Annotated in this window: 17 protein-coding genes; 8 read left to right on the top strand and 9 right to left on the bottom strand. The window is 69.1% G+C overall.

The features are described from left to right. Nucleotides 1-2 precede the first annotated feature (2 nt). From SPR02S_RS13110 to SPR02S_RS60105, 3 genes are all read right to left on the bottom strand, one after another. Nucleotides 3-1,115: a DUF475 domain-containing protein gene (locus SPR02S_RS13110; protein ID WP_019057424.1), complete on the bottom strand. Its 1,113-nt coding sequence runs from the start codon at nt 1,113-1,115 to the stop codon at nt 3-5. A gap of 174 nt (nt 1,116-1,289) precedes the next feature. Beyond that, complete coding sequence (locus SPR02S_RS13105) at nt 1,290-2,411, bottom strand: GNAT family N-acetyltransferase (protein WP_019057423.1); 1,122 nt, start codon at nt 2,409-2,411, stop codon at nt 1,290-1,292. 150 nt (nt 2,412-2,561) lie between these two features. Beyond that, complete coding sequence (locus SPR02S_RS60105; RefSeq protein WP_078622881.1) at nt 2,562-2,804, bottom strand: M23 family metallopeptidase; 243 nt, start codon at nt 2,802-2,804, stop codon at nt 2,562-2,564. A gap of 235 nt (nt 2,805-3,039) precedes the next feature. Here SPR02S_RS60105 and SPR02S_RS60100 point away from each other — a divergent pair, with 235 nt between their 5' ends. After that, nucleotides 3,040-3,660, top strand: coding sequence for a hypothetical protein (locus SPR02S_RS60100; RefSeq protein ID WP_078622880.1), 621 nt, complete (start codon nt 3,040-3,042; stop codon nt 3,658-3,660). Between the two features lie 142 nt (nt 3,661-3,802). Here SPR02S_RS60100 and SPR02S_RS13095 read toward each other — a convergent pair whose 3' ends face one another. Beyond that, nucleotides 3,803-4,990, bottom strand: coding sequence for an MFS transporter (locus tag SPR02S_RS13095; RefSeq protein WP_019057421.1), 1,188 nt, complete (start codon nt 4,988-4,990; stop codon nt 3,803-3,805). Nucleotides 4,991-5,061: 71 nt separating this feature from the next. On the opposite strand from SPR02S_RS13095, the gene SPR02S_RS13090 reads away from it, so the two are divergent. The 3 genes from SPR02S_RS13090 (at nt 5,062) to SPR02S_RS13080 (ending at nt 7,615) form a co-directional block, all read left to right on the top strand. Then, nucleotides 5,062-6,027 (top strand): ArsR/SmtB family transcription factor, encoded by a 966-nt coding sequence (locus SPR02S_RS13090; protein WP_019057420.1) that lies wholly within the window; start codon nt 5,062-5,064, stop codon nt 6,025-6,027. Nucleotides 6,028-6,127: 100 nt separating this feature from the next. Beyond that, the gene (locus tag SPR02S_RS13085) at nt 6,128-6,631 is read left to right on the top strand and encodes a glutathione peroxidase (RefSeq protein ID WP_019057419.1); all 504 of its coding nucleotides are present in this window, start codon (nt 6,128-6,130) and stop codon (nt 6,629-6,631) included. Nucleotides 6,632-6,730: 99 nt separating this feature from the next. Then, entirely contained in the window at nt 6,731-7,615 is an 885-nt protein-coding gene (locus SPR02S_RS13080) for a MerR family transcriptional regulator (RefSeq protein ID WP_019057418.1), read from the top strand. A 28-nt stretch (nt 7,616-7,643) separates the two neighbouring features. Here SPR02S_RS13080 and SPR02S_RS63000 read toward each other — a convergent pair whose 3' ends face one another. The 4 genes from SPR02S_RS63000 to SPR02S_RS13060 all read right to left on the bottom strand — a co-directional run bounded on the left by SPR02S_RS63000 (nt 7,644) and on the right by SPR02S_RS13060 (nt 10,558). After that, nucleotides 7,644-7,922 (bottom strand): hypothetical protein, encoded by a 279-nt coding sequence (locus SPR02S_RS63000; RefSeq protein ID WP_158697809.1) that lies wholly within the window; start codon nt 7,920-7,922, stop codon nt 7,644-7,646. Nucleotides 7,923-8,111: 189 nt separating this feature from the next. Further along, entirely contained in the window at nt 8,112-8,297 is a 186-nt protein-coding gene (locus tag SPR02S_RS13070; RefSeq protein ID WP_019057416.1) for a DUF397 domain-containing protein, read from the bottom strand. Nucleotides 8,298-8,526: 229 nt separating this feature from the next. Next, entirely contained in the window at nt 8,527-9,384 is an 858-nt protein-coding gene (locus SPR02S_RS13065) for a helix-turn-helix domain-containing protein (protein ID WP_026150486.1), read from the bottom strand. A 421-nt stretch (nt 9,385-9,805) separates the two neighbouring features. Continuing rightward, a complete protein-coding gene (locus tag SPR02S_RS13060; protein ID WP_026150485.1) occupies nt 9,806-10,558 on the bottom strand; it encodes a GOLPH3/VPS74 family protein in 753 nt (250 codons plus the stop codon). A gap of 471 nt (nt 10,559-11,029) precedes the next feature. Here SPR02S_RS13060 and SPR02S_RS13055 point away from each other — a divergent pair, with 471 nt between their 5' ends. Then, a complete protein-coding gene (locus SPR02S_RS13055) occupies nt 11,030-13,627 on the top strand; it encodes a D-alanyl-D-alanine carboxypeptidase (RefSeq protein WP_019057413.1) in 2,598 nt (865 codons plus the stop codon). A 198-nt stretch (nt 13,628-13,825) separates the two neighbouring features. Continuing rightward, the gene (locus tag SPR02S_RS13050; RefSeq protein ID WP_019057412.1) at nt 13,826-15,760 is read left to right on the top strand and encodes a DUF8823 domain-containing protein; all 1,935 of its coding nucleotides are present in this window, start codon (nt 13,826-13,828) and stop codon (nt 15,758-15,760) included. A gap of 87 nt (nt 15,761-15,847) precedes the next feature. On the opposite strand, the gene SPR02S_RS13045 is transcribed toward SPR02S_RS13050, so the two are convergent. After that, nucleotides 15,848-16,687, bottom strand: coding sequence for a hypothetical protein (locus tag SPR02S_RS13045; protein ID WP_019057411.1), 840 nt, complete (start codon nt 16,685-16,687; stop codon nt 15,848-15,850). 81 nt (nt 16,688-16,768) lie between these two features. Here SPR02S_RS13045 and SPR02S_RS13040 point away from each other — a divergent pair, with 81 nt between their 5' ends. Both SPR02S_RS13040 and SPR02S_RS13035 read left to right on the top strand, forming a co-directional pair. Further along, on the top strand, nt 16,769-17,557 hold the full coding sequence (locus tag SPR02S_RS13040; protein WP_019057410.1) for an SDR family oxidoreductase: 789 nt from the start codon (nt 16,769-16,771) through the stop codon (nt 17,555-17,557). A 135-nt stretch (nt 17,558-17,692) separates the two neighbouring features. Then, on the top strand, nt 17,693-19,282 hold the full coding sequence (locus SPR02S_RS13035; RefSeq protein ID WP_019057409.1) for a sodium:solute symporter family protein: 1,590 nt from the start codon (nt 17,693-17,695) through the stop codon (nt 19,280-19,282). The last annotated feature ends 6 nt before the right edge of the window (nt 19,283-19,288 follow it).

Raw genomic sequence — 19,288 nt, 5'->3', positions numbered from 1 at the left:
AGCTAGGGAACCCTCGCCGTATCGGCAGGCTCCGCCGCCCCCTCCCCCGTCTCCGCCAACGCCCGGTTCCGCCGCACCGAAGACCAGAACGACCAGCCGATCAGCACCACGCCCACCAGTCCCGTGATGACCTCGTTGATCTGGTACTGGATGGTCACCATCAGGATCACCGCCAGCGCGCCGATCGCGTAGTGCGCGCCGTGCTCCAGGTAGACGTAGTCGTCGAGCGTGCCCTGGCGGACCAAGTACACCGTCAGGGAACGGACATACATCGCGCCGATGCCCAACCCCAGTGCCATCAGGACGATGTCGTTCGTGATCGCGAACGCGCCGATCACGCCGTCGAAGGAGAAGGAGGCGTCGAGGACTTCGAGGTACAGGAACATGAAGAACGCGGCCTGGCCTGCCAGCACCACCGCCGAGCGCTCGCTCTCCCGCTCCCGTTCCTCCTCCGCCTCCAACCGGTCCTCGAAGAAGCCCGAGAGGCCGCCGACGATCATGTACGTGATCAAGCCGGCGATGCCGGAGATCAGGACCGTCTGGGCCTTGTCCGCGTGGGCGCCGCCGTGTTGGTGGGCGTGGGCCGCGAAGGTGAACGAGGTGATCAGGAGGACGATCAGGGCGATGCAGACCGACAGCATGTCGACCTTGCCGAGCTTGGCCAGGGGGCGTTCCAGCCAGCCGAGCCACTTGATGTCGCGCTCCTCGAAGATGAAGTCGAGGAAGATCATCAGCAGGAACATGCCGCCGAAGGCCGCGATCGCCGGGTGGGCGTCGGTGACCAGCTGCTGGTAGCGGTCCTTGTCGGTCAGGGCCAGGTCGACCGCGTCGAACGGGTTCTTCTTCGCCGTGACCGCGACGATCACGACCGGGAAGGCGAGGCGCATTCCGAAGACCGCGATCAGGACGCCGATCGTGAGGAAGATCTTCTGCCAGAAGGCCGACATCTTCTTCAGGATCCCGGCGTTGACCACCGCGTTGTCGAACGACAGCGAGATCTCCAGGACCGCCAGGATCGCGATGACGCCGAACGCCGTCCAGCCGCCGTACCAGACTCCCAGGGCCAGGCCGAGCGCGGTGACCGCGAACGACCAGCGGAAGGTCTTCAGAAGCACGGTTTCCCCTTCCTGTTGTCGCGCGGTCGCCCGCGGGCCGGGCACAACAGCCCCGACCATCATCGGCGTTGTCTACCACGACCGCCTGTCGTACAGGTGACGGGGGAGGCATCAGGAGCGCGGCCGGGGCCCTGGACCGGAAGGTCGAGGGCCCCGTAATGACGTACTGCGCCGTCACTTCTTCGGCGGCACCTTGCCTGTCGTGCGCAGCGTGCCCACCGTCTTGAGGAGGCGGTCCGCCGGGTCGCGCAGGGACTGGTGGGCCAGGACCGTGTTGCGCAGGCCGCGGACCGGGCGGCGCCACAGGCGGTGGGCCGCCGCCACCGGGTGGGGGCGGGTGGCGAAGCCCTCGGCGACGCGCAGTTCGCGGGTCTTGAGCCAGTCCTTCCACTCCTTGTCGCCGCGGCCCAGGTCCATGAGACGTACGCCGTGCCGGCCCGCCTCCTCGGCCATCCTGAGGTGCATGATCAACCCCGGTGAGTAGTACCGGAGTTCGGGGTCGTACGCCGTGAACCACGCGGCGAACAGGGTGCGGGACGTCGGGCCGAAGTGGGCCGCCACGGGGCGGTCCCCGGCGTAGAGGACCGACAGGATGCCGGTGAAGTGTTCCTCGCGGACGTGGAACAGATGGTCCACCAGGTCTACGATCCACGGGCGCGCGAAGCGGTCCATGCGGCCGGTCCTGCGGTACTGGGCCGACTTCCAGCGCATCAGCGTGTGCAGGACTTTGGGGTCGCGCTCGTCGTAGACGAAGCGCATCTCGCCGAGGTCGCGGCCGAGGCGGCGTTCCTTCTTCAGGGTCGTCTTGGCGATGCCCGGGTACGCGCCGCGCAGCCACTCGGGGTAGGGGACCTCGCCGTCGCCGTCCTTCAGGTCGATCACCGGGGACGCGAAGGTGCCGGTGACATGGCGGCCGAACGGCTGTTGTTCCTCGACGAGATGGTCGAACTCGAAGACCGACAGGCCGCAGGCCCGCAGGAGTTGCTGGACGTCCCAGGTGACACCGGGCCGGTGCACCAGGGCCTGGCAGTCGGAGAGGCCCAGGCCGATCGCCCGGCCGACGCCGACGGGGTTGCGCTCGTACGGGAAGAAGCCGACCGGCTCTCCGCCCTCGTGCAGAACCGCCACCTGCGCGCCGCCGCGGTGGCGGCCGACACCGTCCGCGAACTCCGGTGCCAGGAAAGGGTTCGCGTAGTCCGGCGACTCGTCCATCGCCTTGTGCCAGGCCTGGCGGAGCGTGGTGGTGAGCTCCTCCGGTCTGTGGATCGTGATGTCCGCCTTGCCGGCGGATCGCATGGATCGCATGGGCGACCGTCCCCCCACATTTCCCCCACGACGCGTCGTCCGCGTCCTGCCTACGTATCCCAAGGTACGACGAGACACGAACAGTTCGGCAGGGCTCAAACGTCGCGAAACAGTACGGACGCTGTCAAGGGATGCCCGCGGTCACGGAAAGGCACGGATCACCCTCCCCCGGTACAGCCGCCCCGCCATCCCCGTGAACCGCAGGTCCAGCCCGACCCCGTCACGCTCCGCGTGCAGGTGGAGGTGGGGCTCGGTGGTGTTGCCGGAATTGCCTGTCTCGCCTATGGGTCGACCCACGCGCACCATGTCCCCCTGGCACACCGCCAGTGAACCCGGCCGCAGATGAGCCAGTTCGACGATCTCCCGCCCGGTGTCGATGAACACGTGGTTCCCGTAGGCGGGTTGGTAGCGGGCGCGCCCGCCCGTAGGCGGCGAACGCGGTCAGTTCGCGGTCGCGGCGGGTACGGGTGCCGTAGCGGCCCAGCCCCACCAGGTCGACCGCGCCCCGCTGTTCGGGCACACGGGCGTGGTGGTTGAGGGGCCGGCCGCCGCCCTGGACGACGTACCAGATGCCCTCCAGCGGGAACGTCAGCGGCTGCGAGAGAGGCGCGCGCCAGGAGTGCGTCCGCGCGACGGCCACCAGCACGACGAGCGCCATCAGGAGTACGGCCGCGCTCGCGAGCCCCAACTCGCCGTGCCCCGACGGCAGTCCGGGCAGCCGGGACGCGGAGACGAGGGCGGCTACGGCGGCTCCCGCCTCGACGGTACGGCGCGGGAGGCGTGGCTGTTGGGCGGGGGCGCCGAGGCCTTCGGCGAGGACGTAGCAGGCGGCGAGGATCGTCAGGTCGGTGAACCAGGCGGTGCGGTCGGGGGCCGTCCAGAGGGCGAGGACGTTCCAGAGGGCGAGGAGAAGGGCCAACAGGCCGTACGGCAGGCGGAGTCGGCGGCTGCGGGGCGTGGCGTGGCGGGTGCCTTCGAGGTACAGGGCGGTCAGTTCACCGTCCGGTGCCGCGCGGGCCCAGGCGCGCACCTGGCCCTGCTCACCGGTCACCAGCAGGCCGTCGGGGCTGTCCGTCACGGTGACGGGGCGGCCGGTGCGGGTCAGGGTCGCCTGGACGATCCGTTCCAGGGTCTCGGGTCCGACCGCGTCCGTTACGCGTGGGGCGAGGTGGGGTCGCTGCTCCGGGGCCGCCGTGAGGAATCTCAACAGGGCGGCGGATTCGGGTGGTTGGGGCGGTGACGGCTCGGGGGTCAACGGGGGCTCCCTCGGCGTGCGTGACGATGCGGTGGCCGACGCAAGGAAGACGGCGGGGCGCCCGACACGGTTCTCCCCCTTCCCGCCGGGCGCCCCGACTCCCCGCCCGCCCCAACTCCCCTCCCCCTCAGGCCGTTTGCACCTCCGCGACCTCCCTCCGCACCTGCCAGCCGAGCACCGCCAGCACCAGGGTCACCGCTACCGACGCCACGGCCACCAAGGTCATCGCCGTTGCCGGTGAGGTGAGTTGGGCGACCGTGCCCGCGATCGTCGCGCCCACGCCCTGCATCGTGAGCATGCCCGCGGAGCGCAAGCCGAGGGCGTGGCCCGCGAGTTCGTCGGGGGTTAGTTCCATCAGCCGTTCCTGGAGGACGAGGCTCGCGCCGTAGCCGATGGAGGCGACGCAGACCGCGATGGCGGACCAGGGCAGGCCCGGATGGAGGGCGAAGAGCAGGTACGGGGTGGCCAGGAGGAGGCGGAGGGGGATGTCCAGGCGGGCGCGCAGGGTGCGGGGTACGAAGCGGCCCAGGGTCAGGTCGCCGACGAACATGCCCAGGGCCGCGCTCGCGAACAGGACGCCGGCGGAACCGGAGTCGTAGGAGACGTAGAGGGATTCGCAGCCGACGATGAGGCCGTTGGGGACCCACATGCCGAGGTAGGTGAGGCGGCGGGGGCGGGAGGACCACAGGAGGGCGTTCGTGTGCCAGGTCGCGGCGACGGAGGGGCGGCCCGCGGCGCGGGGTGGGCGGGCTGTCAGGCCCAGGCGGAGGACGAGGGCCGTCGTCGCGTACAGGGTCGCCGCGAGGAGGAGACAGGTGCGGGGGGAGAGCAGGGCCAGGAGGGCTCCGCCTGTTGCGAAGCCTGTTACCTGCATCAGGCCCGAGGCCATGTTGAAGACCGAACGGCCCAGCAGATAGCCGTCCTTGGAGAGGATCTCGTTCAGGAGGCCGCCGCTCACCCCGCCGCCCAGCGAGGCGATCAGGCCCTGGAGGAACACGACGGCGAAGACCGCGCCGATCGGTAGGCCGGGGAGGGCGAGGACCGCCGTACAGACGGCGAAGGCGGTGTTGATGCCGGTCAGGGTGACCCGTGGGGGCAGGCGGTCCGCGCCCGAGAGGAAGAAGGTCGCGCCGAGCATCTGGGCGAGTTGCGGGCCGAACATGCTCACGGCGGACAGTAACGGGGACTCCGTCGCCTGGTAGACGAGGGTGGCGAGCGCCAGGCCGCTGATCGTGAGGGCCGCGTTCTGGGCGGCGAAGGAGAAGAAGAACGGGGTGTATTCGGGGGTGCGGAAGAGCTCGCGGTAGCTGCGCATGCGGGGAGTCTGCGGGGGCGCGGGCGGGGGTTCTATTCTTTCGCGCGGACGCGAAACACGGGGGGGTGTGCATGGGGTTGTGGCAGCTCAACGCGGACACCCTTGCCCGGAGCCGGTTCGTGGTGTCGTCGTTCGCGGAGACCTTCGCCTCGCTGAAACTGCTGCACTCCGGGGTCGCCACGCACCCCGGTGAAGAGGTGTGGCTGCGGGAGCATCTCCCTTCGTACCGGCGGCTGTTGGCGGACGATCCGGTCACCGGGCTGCTGGTGCGGGCCGGGCTCGGGCGGGCCTGGATCGCCGACTTCCTCTGCCCGACCCAGACGGACCGGGAGTCGTTCGCGGAGACCGTCGCCCGGGTGCGGGCGACCTCGCCGCAGGACGCGCGCGCCGACCTGCGCGTCTCGCTCGCCGGACCGCTCCCCGCCGCCCTGGAGCGCGACGACCTGCCCGAGCGGGCGGCGCGCGTCCTGGAGTACGTCTGGGAGGAGACCGTACGGCCGTACTGGGCGCGGCGACGGCGCGTGCTGGAGGCCGATGTGGTCGCGCGCACCGCGCGGGTGAGCCAGGGCGGCTGGGCGGCCGTGCTGGACGCGTTGCGGCCCGGGCGGACGCGGTGGCTCGGGGAGAACCGGCTACAGGTCAATCTGCACGAGTATCCGCCGCGCGAGATCTCCGGCGCGGAGCTGCTCCTGATGCCGGTCACGGCGAAGAGCGGGTGGGTGTCGTGGGAGGAGCCGGACCGGTACGCCATCGTCTACCCGTGCTCGGGCGCCCTCGCCGACCATGGCGGGCAGCCGGTTCCCGAGAGCCTGGGGGCGCTGCTGGGTCCCTCGCGGGCGGACGTGCTGATGCTGCTCGGGTCACCGATGAGTACCAGCCAGCTGACCGCCGTGACCGGGCAGGCGCTGGGCTCGGTGGGGCGGCATCTGCGGGTGCTGCTGGACGCGGGGCTCGTGGAGCGGCGGCGGGCGGGGCGGTCGGTGCTGTACTCGCGGACGGCGGCGGGGGAGGTCGTGGTGAAGGCGGCGGGGCTGTAGGCGGCTTCCGGCCGGTAAGTACGAGGGTGGGCGGGCCCGTGAATACGGAGGCTCATGGCCCCGTGGGGAGAGCGACATTTACCGGAGTTAGCATCCGGTTATGACGACTACAGAGAACACGGGTCCCCTCGGTGTCGAGATCGGGTCGCTCAAGGGCGGCTCGGCGGACCTCTCGCAGTACGCGGGCAAGGCCGTCCTCGTGGTGAACGTGGCCTCCAAGTGCGGGCTGACCCCCCAGTACACGGGCCTTGAGCGGCTCCAGGAGCGGTACGCGGCGCAGGGCTTCACCGTGCTGGGCGTGCCCTGCAACCAGTTCCTCGGGCAGGAGCCCGGCAGCGCCGAGGAGATCGCCGAGTTCTGCTCGGCGACGTACGGCGTGACCTTTCCGCTGACCGAGAAGGTCGAGGTCAACGGGGACGGCCGGCACGAGCTGTACGAGCGGCTCGTCGGCTTCGCGGACGGCGAGGGCCACACCGGTGACATCCGCTGGAACTTCGAGAAGTTCCTGATCGGCCGCGACGGCACGGTGCTCGCCCGCTTCTCCCCGCAGACCGAGCCGGAGTCGGCGGAGGTCGTGGCGGCGGTGGAGACCGCCGTCGCCTAGGACTGTCCAGGACTGTCGTAGGCAGGTGTTGACCTTGCCCCTGGGGCAGGGCTGAGCGTCCTTGTCGCCGGGCGGACAGATACCGCCCGGTGACGGAGGATGGCTGAGGTGGACGCTGTGGACTCTGCGGACGACGAACTGCTGACCATCGGCGCGTTCGCGGTGCGGGCGCGGCTTTCGGCCAAGGCGCTGCGGCTGTACGACCGGCTCGGGCTGCTGTCCCCGGCTCACGTCGACGAGGTCAGTGGTTACCGCTACTACCGCGCCGACCAGGTCGAGCGGGCCCGACTCGTGGCGCTGCTACGGCAGTTGGACATGCCGCTGGCGCGCGTCGCCGAGGTGGTCGAGGCCGACGGGACCGACGCGGCGGAACTCCTCGCCGCGTACTGGACGGACGTCGAGACCCGGATCGCCGGGCAGCGCACGCTCGCCGAGTACCTCCGTGCACGCCTTTCGGGGAGGAGCTCCGAGATGTACGGAAAGTTCGTGGTCGAGACGGTCGAGGTACCGGAACAGGTGCTGATCACCGAGACCCGGCACACCCTCGCGGACGAGTTGCCGGCCTGGATCGGCGCCTCGCTGGGGCGACTTGAGGCGGCGGCGGAGGAGTGCGGGGGCGTGAGCGGTGCGCCGTTCGTCGTCTACCACTCCGAGGTGTCGATGGAGAGCGACGGTCCGGCCGAGGCCTGCGTACCGGTCGCCGACGAGGCGGCGGCGCGGGCCTGGGCGGCGGGGCAGGGGCGGGCCCGGCAGACGGCGGTACGGGTGGAACCGGCCCGGACGCTGGCGTACACCCGGATCACGAAGGCGCAGGTGGCCCATCCGCAGATCCTGGCCGCGTTCGAGGCGGTGGAGCGGTGGGTGGCCGCGGAGGGGCTGCGGTACGCCGGTCCGTGCCGCGAGGTGTATTTCGCGGACTGGGGCGCGGCGGGCGCCGGGGATCCGGTGTGCGATGTGGCGTTTCCGGTGGAGGAGGCCCAGTAGCCGCGCTCCCCCTCCCTCCGAGCCGGGGTCACTGGGGATGGCACACGCACGTCGTGGAGTCACCCACGGCGATCAGCGACATCGCCTGGTACGAGGCGTTGGTGAGCCAGAAGCCCCACGACAGGGCGTTGCCGCAGCGCAGTTCGTACAGGGCGAGGCCGAACCTGAACTCGTCCGGGATGAACGTGCGTTGCTGAACGGGGCACATCACGGGGGCGCAGGCGTCGAACTGCTCACGCAGCCAGCGCAGCGCTTCCTCGGGCGTGGCAGGTGCGGCCCTGATGAGGCGAGCCGACGATGAAGTCACTGACCACCGATGTCGCGCTGCCGGTCGAGGAGTCCGTGCGGCTCCTCGAAAGGCTGAACTCGTGAATCGCGACAAAAGCCGAGCCCTCTCGGCAAGGACGGCGGCCAGTCGAGAGGGCTCTTCGGTAATGCATGTTGAGTTGTCTTGAGGTCTGTCGAGTTGTTGGGCTGTCGGATCTTGTCCCTACATCTAGACCGATGCCACGAAGGCCTTCCACGCGTCGGCGGGGAAGGCCAGAGTGGGTCCCTCGGAGACCTTCGAGTCCCGGACGGCCATCGCCGACAGAACGGGCGACTTGATCTCGACGCACGCGCCGTTGCCCTGCGAGTAGGAGGACTTGACCCACTCGCCCGCGGCACCCTGCTTGATTGCCATTTTCGCTCCGATTACCAGTTGCTGAGTTGCTGTCGCCGTGCCCCGCGCATCACTCCATCCGCAGGACACGGTTTGCGCCAACGTTGTTGCTCGATGGCGTGATCGACGCTACTCGCCAACATCGGTGGGCGAAGCGGCCATTCACTCGACCGGGTGGCATATACCCCTGGTGTCTTCCATCCCGCCTGGCGGAAGGTGTACGGTGCGGCACCTTCCCCGGAGGAGCCCCTCAGCGCGCGTATTCCTTCGCCACGTCCGAGATGAACTCACGGCTCTGGTCGGCATTCAGGGCCTGGGCCCTGAGGTGCTCGTACATCACGCTGTACTTCTGTACGTCCTGCGCCTTCTCCAGATACAGGTCGCTGGTGACGCCCTCGATGTAGACCACGCTCGAGTCGGCCGCGTCGGGGAACTCCAGGATCGCGTACTGACCGCTGACTCCTGGGTGCGCACCCATCGCGAACGGGATCACCTGCACGGTGACATGCGGCAGTTGGGACATCTCGATGAGACCTTCCAACTGCCCGATCATCACCTGCTTGTTGCCGACCTCGCGGCGCAGCGCGGCTTCGTCGAGCACCGCCCACAGCCGCAGCGGGTTCTCCGCGGCCGAGATGCGCTCCTGCCGGCGCAGACGCACCTGGACACGCTTCTCCACGTCCGCCGGAGCCGACTCCGGCAACGCCCCGGTGATCAGCGCCTCGGCGTACTCCCGGGTCTGCAACAGCCCCGGGACGACCTGCGGATCGTAGACGCGCAGGCTCGCCGCGTCCGTCTCCAACCCGATGTAGACGCTGTACGGGATGTCGCCGAAGGAGTGCCACCAGCCCTGCTGGCGTGAGTCCTTGGCCATCTGCATGAGCGAGTCGACGATGCGGACGTCCTCGACCTCGTAGACCCCGCACAGGTCGCGGACGTCGCGCTGGCTGATGCTGCGCCGCCCGTTCTCCAGCCGGCTGATCTTCGACTGCGACACCAGCAACCGCTCGGCGACCTCTTCGGCCGTCATGCCCTTGAGCTCGCGGAGCCGACGCAGCTCCTGGCCCAACCGGCGTCGCCTGACGGTGGGATTGACACTTGACGCCACGGAACGTGCACCTCCGGCTGCATGCCTCTACTTGCCACTGCTTACTGCTACTTGCCGCTACTTGCTGCTCACTGCTTGCCACTTTGCGTATCTGCTGTTGAGCAGACTGCCACCAAGATGGTTTCTACCGCTGGGAAACGGTGGATATGCGGCAGGTACGAGCCAGGTTCGGGTTGCCGGAGGCGGCCGTAGATGCGGCCGAGCGGGGTGGAGTGACGTTACGTCTACTCCACCCCGCTCGGACCAGCGGCTCCCGAACCGGGTCTTGGGGACTGGCGGTGCGGCGTGCGTGTACTGCGGTCGTGCGGTGGTGCGTTGACGCCTTGGTGCGGTGGTGCGTTGGCGCCAGTCATACGGTCGTGCGGTGGTGCCGGTCGTGCGAACCGCTCCGCGGTGTTGGCGCGTCCCGTGGGACTGCGGCTCAGTGAGCCACGGCGCGCGCCATGGTGCCGCGGTGCGGCTGCATCGGAACACCACGAGCCGGTTCCGGTGGCCTTGATCCGGGCGCGGCCTGACGGCCGGCCGGGGCCGGGCTGCGGCGTGGCTGTGCAGCCACTCCGTTCTGGACGTCCATCACGGCGTGCGCCACGAGTCCGCCCATGGGGTCGTGCCTGATCAGGTCCCGCAGCCGGGAGCGGGACGAGCGTCCCTCATTACCCGGATACAGGTGTTTGCCCAGACCGACCGCGTGCGCCAGTGCGGCGAGCGCGGCTGTCCGCGGGTCCGGCGGTACGCCGGTGCGGATCGCGGAATCGAGTCGGCCCCTGATCTCGCGGCTGATCTCGTTGTCCGTCGCTTGGTAGCGAGTCGTCGGCAGCACCCCGCACATCTGTCCCGCCACGGCATGCACCATGCCGCACCGCTCCAGATGCGAGAGGTAGGTCTGGCGAAGTCCCAGTCGGGGTCCGCCAATCCAGTTCACTGCACGTACAGGAGCGCCACGCCTTCGCAGCAACTCCAACGCGCAGTCCAAAGTTGGATCTCCGGTCGGCCGTGGCACGACCACGGCGATACGATCCCCGTCTGGGGCTATCCGTCCGGCCAGCGCCAGCTCCACTAGCTGTGCTCCGGCCAGACCGAGGTCGAGCGACTGCGGCTGTGCAGTGGTACCCGTGGCCGGGTCCAATGCCAGCAACAGAAGCTCTTCCGGAAGAGTTCTGCGGCTCCTGCCCATCCATGCCTCCCCGCGTGGATGAATGACAGGGTGACCCCTCTCACATTGGTCTGTCGAGGGTGCGTGACCGCTTCGTGATGGAACCGGCAGGTATGTCGTTCTCGTCTACCGCAGGGGTTAAGCCCGCACACAGGACACTGGTACATGGTTCGGACAGCGGTGTTGATGCGTTGTCCGGACTGCGGGTAAGAGATTTTCCAGCTGACTTCCAGCTGATTTTCCAGCTGTTTTTGTAGCTAACTCGGTTATCTCGGTCGGTTCGGTTGACGCACGCGGCGCGTGCGGCGCATGGAGGAGGCATCGGTGGCGGGCGAGTCCCCCGACAGGTCGAAGCAGCGCGAGTCGTCGGGAGAACCGACGCCGGGGAGCGCGAGTCCGGTTCCTGAGGCACGGGGTGAACGGGACCCCCGGCTGGCGGTGGCCCGAGAGGCCACGCCGCCGGCCACGGCCGCCCAGGGCGGGGGCGGAGGCGTGGACACGGCTACGAAGGTCTTCTCGATCCGGGAGTTGCGGGCGGCGGAGGCGGAGGCGGCCGAGACGGGTCGATCGGCCGAGGCTGGCAAGTCGGATGAGGGTGACGGGGCCGGTGAGGGCAGCACCGTCGTCGATTCCGAGCCCACCAGCACGCAGAACCCTTCCGCCAAGGGGGGCGCAGGGGGCGATGCCCGGTTGCGTGAGGCCGTGGCGGCTTGGGTGGCGTCGGCGGACGAATCCGGGGAGGCCGATGAGCCGGATGCGTCGGACGGGGCGGATGCGTCGGATGCGTCTGACAGCTCGGAGCGGGTTGCTGACGCCGAAGGCCCTGAAGACGCTGAAGGCCCTGAAGCCGCGGAGGACGCTTCCGCGGACGAGGACGCCGAGGGAGACCCTGAGGAGCCCGCTGAAGGCGCGGAGGCCGAGGACGCGAGGGAAACGCCCTCGACCGGCGCTACGGACGCAGAGAGCGCCGAGGGCGCCGTAGAGGCCGTAGAGGCCGGTGGTGGCGACTCTGGGGCCACTGGCGGCTCCGGCTCCGGCTCCGGGGACAGTTCCGCCGAGGTCGAGCCGGACGGCGGCGACGAGGCGCGCGATGCGGCTGACGCCGAGCCCGAGTCCGAGTCCGACGACGACGTGACCGAGGTCGATCAGGTCGCCGACGCAATCGCGGACGCACGCCCGGAAGCCGCTGACACCGACTCGGGCGATGCGCCTGAGGACACGGTTCCTGAGGCGGGCGAGTCTGCTGCGGCCGAGGTCGGGCAAGCCGACGCGGACGACGCCGAGGCCCAGGCGGGCGCCGAATCCAAGGCTGCCGAAGGCGACGCGACCGGCACACGGCCTGACGGCGCCAAGCCTCACGCCGAGCCGGAAGCCGCCGAAGGCGACACGGACACGGACGCGGAACTCCCGTCTTCAGCCGCAGGCACCGGCACCCCCGCCGACCCCGAACCGAAAGCCGCCGACGACGAGTCCGCCCCACAGGGGCCACCCGCAGCCGACGACGAGACCCGCACGGGCGGTGCGGGTGGGAACACCAAGGCGGCCGAGCGCGAAGCCGAGGCCGTCGATCACCCCACCAGCGTCTTCAAGGCCGTACGCCCGCCCAAGCCTGCGGTGGACCAGCCAACCACCATGCTCAAGGCCCCCACCGCCCCCACGGCGCCGAAGACCCCCGAGTCCGCCCCCGAGCGCACCAGCAAGTTCGTCGCCCTCAAGCCCCTCGACGAGCCCCGCAGGGAAACGCCCCGCAGGGACACCACCCGCCCCGTCCCCCAACTCGGCCCGGAACACACCACCCAGCAACCGCTCCCCCCGAAGCCCCCGCTGGACCTCCTCGCCGAGCTGACCAACACCCCGCCGCCCCCGGAGACCCCGGTCCGCACAGCGATCCGCAGGGTCAAGATCTGGACCCCGCTGGTCATCCTCCTGGCGATCGTCTTTGCAGTAGTACAGGCCGTACGCCCCCTCCCCACCCCCTCCCTCAGCCTCACCGCCGACGACTCGTACACCTTCGACGGCGACAAGGCGAACCTCCCGTGGCCGAGCGAGGGCCAGGGCTGGATGGACGTCAACGGCATCGGCACGATGGGTAACTTCGGCAAGCAGACGCCGGTCGCCATCGGGTCCGTAGCGAAGGCGATGACCGCGTACATCGTCCTCAAGGACCACCCGCTGAAGGCCGGCACAGAGGGCGAGAAGATCACCGTCGACGCGACCGCCGAGAAGGAGGGCGGCTACGACAAGGACGGCGAGTCCACGCTCAACACCGTGAAGGCCGGTGACGTCCTCACCGAGAAGCAGGCGCTGTCGGCGATCATGATCCCGTCGGCGAACAACATCGCGCGCCTGCTTGCCCGTTGGGACGCGGGCTCCGAGGCGGCGTTCATCAAGAAGATGAACGACACCGCGAAGTCACTGGGGATGACGAACACGACGTACACCGACGCGTCCGGTCTCAAGGAGACCACCGTCTCCTCCGCCGAGGACCAGGTGAAGCTCGGCAACCAACTGGTCAAGATCCAGGCCCTGATGGACATCACCAAGCTGCCCAGCTGGGTCGACCCGTCCGGTCACAAGTGGACCAACTACAACCGCCTGGTGCCGTACAACAACTCGCTCGGCATCAAGACCGGTACCACCACCGCGGCCGGCGGCAACCTGCTGTTCGCCGCCACCAAGGAGGTCGGCGGCGAGACGGCCGTCATCGTCGGCGCGATCCTCGGCCAGCACACCGCGCCGATCATCGACACGGTGAACGCGGTCAGCAAGACGGCGATGCTCGCGGCGCAGGACGCGATGACCTCGGCGAAGATCCTGAAGAAGGGGACCGTGGTCGGGTACGTCGACGACCAGCTCGGCGGGCACACTCCCGTCGTCGTCACCAAGGACGTCGCGGCGGTCGGCTGGGCGGGCCTGAAGGTGAAGCTGTCCTTCGCCCCCGACGCAGTACCGCACACCGCGAAGGCCGGCACCCAGGTGGGCACGCTCACCGTGGGCGACGGTTCGAGCGGCGCCGTCAAGGTGCCGGTCGCTCTCCAGAAGGATCTCGCCGAACCGGCCTTGACGTCCAAGCTGACCCGCCTCGGCTGACCCACGAGGCGCTACGCGTCACCGCGCGCGTCACCGCGTCCCGTCGGCGGCCCCCACCCGGGAGCCCGTCGGCGGGGTGCGTGCTAGCGTCGCGAATCGGGGCACGTCGCCGGTCGAGGGAGACGCGGCGTCGAACAGGCCGGGAACGGGACGGAACGCGGCCGGGAACAGAAGACGGGACACGGGGAGTGCCTTCAGGTGGCCACAGCGGAGCCGACACGCGCCGACGATGCCGATCCGGGCCCGGTGACCGGCCCGCGAATACGCGTACCCGCGCACACCGCGACAGACAAGGCGGATGACGCTGCGGTCGGCGCCCAGCACACGGACGACGGCGGGACCCGCGAGGTCGAAACCCGTGAGGTCGAAACCTGTGAGGTCGAAACCTGTGAGAACAGCACCCGCCTGACGCGGTTCGTCGACCGCCTCCGCGCACCCTTCCTCGCTCACCCGGTGATCGGCTTCACGCTCCTCTCCGGTGTCCTCCACGTCGTCTGGTTCTTCACGTTCGCGAACAGTGGCGGCGACCTCGCGGCGCAGGATGCCTGGGCGGAGTTCGTCGGCCGCCATCCGGACTCGGCGTACAACCTCGCCTGGTACGGCGGCATGCACCCGGTGTCGTACAGCGTGGTCTCGCCGTATCTGATGTCGGTGCTCGGTGTCCGTACGACGATGATGATCGCCGGGACCATCTCGGCCGGCCTGCTCACCATGATCCTGATCCGCAGCCGCTCGGTGAGGAACCCGCTGTGGGCCTCGCTCGCGGGTGTGTTCGCGCTGCTGTGCAACGCGGCGTCGGGCCGGGTGACGTACGGCCTTGGCCTGGTGTTCGGGCTCGGCGCGGTGGCCGTGGTGTTCTGCTGGCCCTACCGCTGGCGCTACAAACGCTGGGCGAAGGCCCTGTGCGCGGCCCCGCTGGCCGCGCTCGCGACCATGTCGTCGCCGGTGGCCGGACTGTTCGTGGGGCTGGTGGCTGTGGCCCTCTTCCTGCAGAAGCGACGGCCGGGCGCATGGGCTCTCGGCCTCGCACCCGCGGCCGTAGTAGCCGTGTCCGCCTGGCTGTTCCCGTTCTCCGGGACGCAGCCGATGCTGTTCGGCTCGATGATCCTGCCGCTGGCCTCCGGGGTGATCGTCTACTTCCTGGTGCCGCGCGAGTGGAAGACCGTACGGATCACGGCGGCCGTGTACAGCATCGGCGTCATCCTGGTCTGGCTGGTCAGTTCGCAGATCGGCTCGAACATCAGTCGGCTGGCGATGCTCTTCGCCGGGGTGGCCCTGATCGCCGCGCTGCCCTTCGCGGTGCCGCGCTCGCGCAAGTGGTACGCGATCGCGCTGGCCTTCGTCGGCTTCAACGGCTGGATCGGCTTCAAGTCGGTCGACGACGTCATCAACACCGCCCCGGCCGCGTCCTGGTCGCACGAACTCGCCCCGCTCGTCAACGAGTTGCAGACGGTCGGCGCCGAGCGCGGACGCGTCGAGGTCGTCCCGGCCGCGTCCCACATCGAGGCCTCCGCGCTCGCGCCCTATGTCAACCTGGCCCGCGGCTGGAACCGCCAGGCCGACATGGAGCGCAACCCCCTCTTCTACGACGACACCCTCAACTCGGCGAACTACCACGAGTGGCTCCAGCGCTGGGCCGTCCACTACGTCGTGCTGCCGAAGGACAAGCTGGACGGCGACGGGGGCGAGCGCGAACGGGCCCTGGTCCAGCGCGGGATGCCGTATCTGAAGCAGGTCTGGGGCGACACGAACTGGCAGCTGTTCCAGGTCACCGACCCGACGCCGCTCGCCGAGCCGAACTCGGTCGTGGACCGGGCGGAGCAGGGCGAGTTGACCATCGAGGTGAAGAAGAAGGGCCGGATCCTCATCCGTATCCCGTACTCGCCGTGGCTGAGCATCGTCGACGCGAAGGGCAAGAGCCTCAAGGCCCCGCAGGAGACCGACGCGTCCAAGCACCGTGCGGAAGGCACGCCGAAGACGTACGACAACCTCAACGGGTGCCTGATGGAGACGGAGGAGGACTTCAAGGGCGACAAGTGGACGATGTTGCTGGCACCGAAGACGGGGACGTATCGGCTGGCGGCGCCTTATCAGTTGCCTCGGGGTACTCCATGTCCGGACGAGTTGAAGTGAGCGTTTGTTGATGCGGGCGTTGTCGGCCTGAACGGCCTCGTCCTCAAGCGCCGGACGGGCTGAAAATGACTGAACCTCGTTGAACAGTCAGCGGAGTTGGTCCACGTACCTGTCCGTACCCGGCACCGTAGGGATGAACGGTGCCACCAACTCCACCCGCCCCAGCCCCGATTCGGCCACCGGCGTCTCCAGGTCCGCGAAGTACTCCTCCCAGCACTCCCGCGGATCCGCCTCCAGGAACCACAGCAACGTGAGCCGGGTGTCGACCCCCTCGACCTGCTTGACGTAGGTCATGCGGTCGCCCGGCAGTGGGGTCGGTCGGAAGACGGTCACCATCGCGGCCGGTGACCCGGCGAGCCGCTTGGGCAGGTGGCGGGAGCGGAGCCACTCCAGCAACTCGGCGCGCTGCTCGGCCGATTCGCTGTCGACGACCTCCAACACCAGCCCGGCGTAAGGGTGGTCGAGGGCGTGGAAGTCCCTCGGCCCGGCCGCGCCGTCGCGGTAGACGGTCGCCTCGTGGTCCTGGAACGCGGTGAAGACGTGTGTACGGTCCTGGTACACCCGCCCATCCCGATTGAGCCGTTTGTTGATGCCGACGGTCCACTTCATGTGGTCGTCGTAGCGGCCCTCGGTGACCCAGTACGTGGAGAGGTAGCAGCCGGCGGTGACGGGCTCGGCGATGGCCGACTTCTCGGGCCGGCGCAGGAGTTGGAGGTCGCGGGTGGCGACCCAGCGGCGGCCCGAGTACATCCAGGGCATGGCCATCGCGCCGGCGTAGTAGTGGTCGTCCTCGTACCAGCGGTTGTAGGCGTACTCGTGGCCGGGACGCGGTTCGACCATGGTGATCAGCGCATGCCCCGGCCGGACTCCGTACGGTCCTACGGCGGCCAGTTCGGCGTACACGTCGCTCCGGGTTTCCTCGCTCACGTCGCTCCCCTTCCGTCCTCCGCCGGTCGCCCATACTCTGACGCCCCGTCAGATAAACCGCCAGACCCCGGGAGGGATCGGATGTCGCTGCTCGCGGGCAAGACCGTCGTCGTCTCGGGGGTCGGGGCCGGACTCGGCCACCAGGTCGCCGCCGCCGTCGTACGGGACGGAGGGAACGCCGTGCTCGGCGCGCGGACGGAGGCGAATCTCGCCAAGTCGGCCGCCGAGATCGATCCGGACGGCACGCACACGGCGTACCGGGCGACGGACATCACGGACGAGGTGCAGTGCGAGGCGCTTGTGGCGGTGGCGCGGGAGCGGTTCGGGCGGGTCGACGCGGTGGTCCAAGTGGCCGCGTGGGACAGCTACTTCGGCGGGGTCGAGGACGCGGACTTCGCGACCTGGCAGTCGGTGATCGACGTGAATCTGCTGGGGACGCTGAAGATGACGCGGGCCTGCCTGCCGGCGTTGAAGGAGGTGGGCGGCGGCTCGGTGGTATTCATCGGGACGCAGTCGGCCGTGGCCGCGCCCTCGCAGGTGCGGCAGGCGGCGTACGCGGCGTCGAAGGGGGCGCTGACGAGCGCGATGTACTCGCTGGCAAGGGAGTTGGGGCCGTACCGGATCCGGGTGAACACCGTGCTGCCGGGGTGGATGTGGGGGCCGCCGGTGGAGGCGTTCGTGCAGTTCACCGCGCACACGGAGCAGGTGCCGGAGGCGGAGGTGCTGAAGCGGCTGGCCGACCGGATGGCGTTGCCCGAGCTGGCGACGGACGGGGATGTGGCGGACGCGGCGGTGTTCCTGGCGTCGGAACGGGCGCGGGCGATCACGGGACAGTCGTTGCTGGTCAACGCCGGTGAGCTGATGCGATGAGTTCACATAGCTGAACGCGGAACATCAATCCGAACGATTTTACTCCCCCTTGACCGTGCGCTTACTTGTCGTGCTCACGCGCGACCGCCCACGATGAGCCCCGGGCTGAACCGGCTCAATCGTGGGAGGGCGCATATGAACGGGCTCGACTGGGCCGTGCTCATCGGCTATTTCGGCGTGATGGTGGCGATCGGTGTGTGGTCGCACAAGCGCGTCGACAACGTGAGCGACTTCTTCACGGCCGGCGGGAAGATGCCGTGGTGGCTGTCCGGCATCTCGCACCACATGTCGGGCTACAGCGCGGTGATGTTCACCGGCTACGCGGGCATCGCCTACACCTACGGCGTCACGTCCTTCATCACCTGGTCGTTCCCGATCGCGCTGGGCATCGCCATCGGCTCCAAGCTGTTCGCGCCGCGCATCAACCGGCTGCGCTCACGGCTCCATGTGGCATCCCCGCTCGAGTACCTGAAGAACCGCTACAACCTCAAGACCCAACAGGCGCTCGCCTGGTCCGGGATGCTGCTGAAGATCGTGGACGTGGCGGCCAAGTGGGCGGCGATCGCGACCCTGTTGTCGGTGTTCACAGGTGTGTCCCTGAACCAGGGCATCCTCATCACCGGCGCGATCACGGCCGTCTACTGCACGATCGGCGGCCTGTGGGCGGACGCGCTGACCGAACTCGGCCAGTTCATCATCCAGTTGCTGGCCGGCGTCTCCATGTTCGTGGCGGTCGTACTGAAGTTGAACGACAAGGGCATCGGCTTCCTCGGCGCCTGGGACGAACCGGCCCTCCAGGGCCACGGCAAACCGCTGGTCGGTCCCTACGGCACGGTGTTCCTGCTCGCGTTCCTCTTCATCAAGCTCTTCGAGTACAACGGCGGCATGCTCAACCAGGCCCAGCGCTACATGGCCACCAAGACCCCCCACGAGGCCGAGCGTTCGGCCCGCCTGTCGGCGGCTCTGTGGCTGATCTGGCCGACGGTCCTCTTCTTCCCCATGTGGATGTCCCCGCTCCTGGTCCACGCGCAGAAGCCGGACGGCTCCGACTCCTACGGCCTGATGACCGAACAACTCCTCCCACACGGCCTGTTGGGCCTGGTGGTCGTCGGCTTCTTCTCGCACACGATGGCGATGTGCTCGTCCGACGCGAACGCGATCGCGGCGGTCTTCACACGGGACGTGGCACCGGTCGTATCCGCCAAGGCCCGTGCGTGGAACGACCGTTCGGGCCTGATCGCTGCCCGCGTGACCACGGTCGTCTTCCTCGGTCTGTCGATGGCGGTGGCCACGCAGATCAACTCGCCCACCTTCAAGGACATCATCACCGTCGTCATCAAATGGGTCGCGGGTCTCATGGGCCCGATCGCGATCCCGATGATGCTCGGCCTGCTCCGCCCCTTCCGCAAGTCCGGCCCCACGGCGGCCCTCACGAGCTGGGCGGCGGGCCTGTTCGCCTTCTGGCTGGTCAACTACCCGATCAACTGGGAGGTGGACGGCGGAGTCCCGCTCCAGTACCAGGTGTCGATACCGCTGGCCGTATCCCTGATCCTCTACATCCTCATCGGCTACGTGAAGCCCGAGGACACCCCGGAACGGGACGCGCTGATCGAGCGGATCAACGGCGGCGGGGACGACGACGGCGAGGCGGCGGCGGTCGCGGTACCGGCGCGGGCCGGGGTGGCGGACGACGTACAGGACGACGTGGTGGGCAGGCAGTCGTAGTACCTG

Source organism: Streptomyces prunicolor NBRC 13075 (assembly GCF_000367365.1).
GTDB lineage: Bacteria > Actinomycetota > Actinomycetes > Streptomycetales > Streptomycetaceae > Streptomyces > Streptomyces prunicolor.
This window is presented reverse-complemented; position numbering and strand designations above follow the sequence as displayed.

Coding starts and splice junctions, on each gene's coding strand:
- SPR02S_RS13105 (WP_019057423.1), bottom strand. CDS start 2,411: ATGCGATCCGCCGGCAAGGCGGACATCACGATCCACAGACCGGAGGAG.
- SPR02S_RS13095 (WP_019057421.1), bottom strand. CDS start 4,990: ATGCGCAGCTACCGCGAGCTCTTCCGCACCCCCGAATACACCCCGTTC.
- SPR02S_RS13090 (WP_019057420.1), top strand. CDS start 5,062: ATGGGGTTGTGGCAGCTCAACGCGGACACCCTTGCCCGGAGCCGGTTC.
- SPR02S_RS13085 (WP_019057419.1), top strand. CDS start 6,128: ATGACGACTACAGAGAACACGGGTCCCCTCGGTGTCGAGATCGGGTCG.
- SPR02S_RS13080 (WP_019057418.1), top strand. CDS start 6,731: ATGGCTGAGGTGGACGCTGTGGACTCTGCGGACGACGAACTGCTGACC.
- SPR02S_RS13070 (WP_019057416.1), bottom strand. CDS start 8,297: ATGGCAATCAAGCAGGGTGCCGCGGGCGAGTGGGTCAAGTCCTCCTAC.
- SPR02S_RS13060 (WP_026150485.1), bottom strand. CDS start 10,558: ATGGGCAGGAGCCGCAGAACTCTTCCGGAAGAGCTTCTGTTGCTGGCA.
- SPR02S_RS13040 (WP_019057410.1), top strand. CDS start 16,769: ATGTCGCTGCTCGCGGGCAAGACCGTCGTCGTCTCGGGGGTCGGGGCC.
- SPR02S_RS13035 (WP_019057409.1), top strand. CDS start 17,693: ATGAACGGGCTCGACTGGGCCGTGCTCATCGGCTATTTCGGCGTGATG.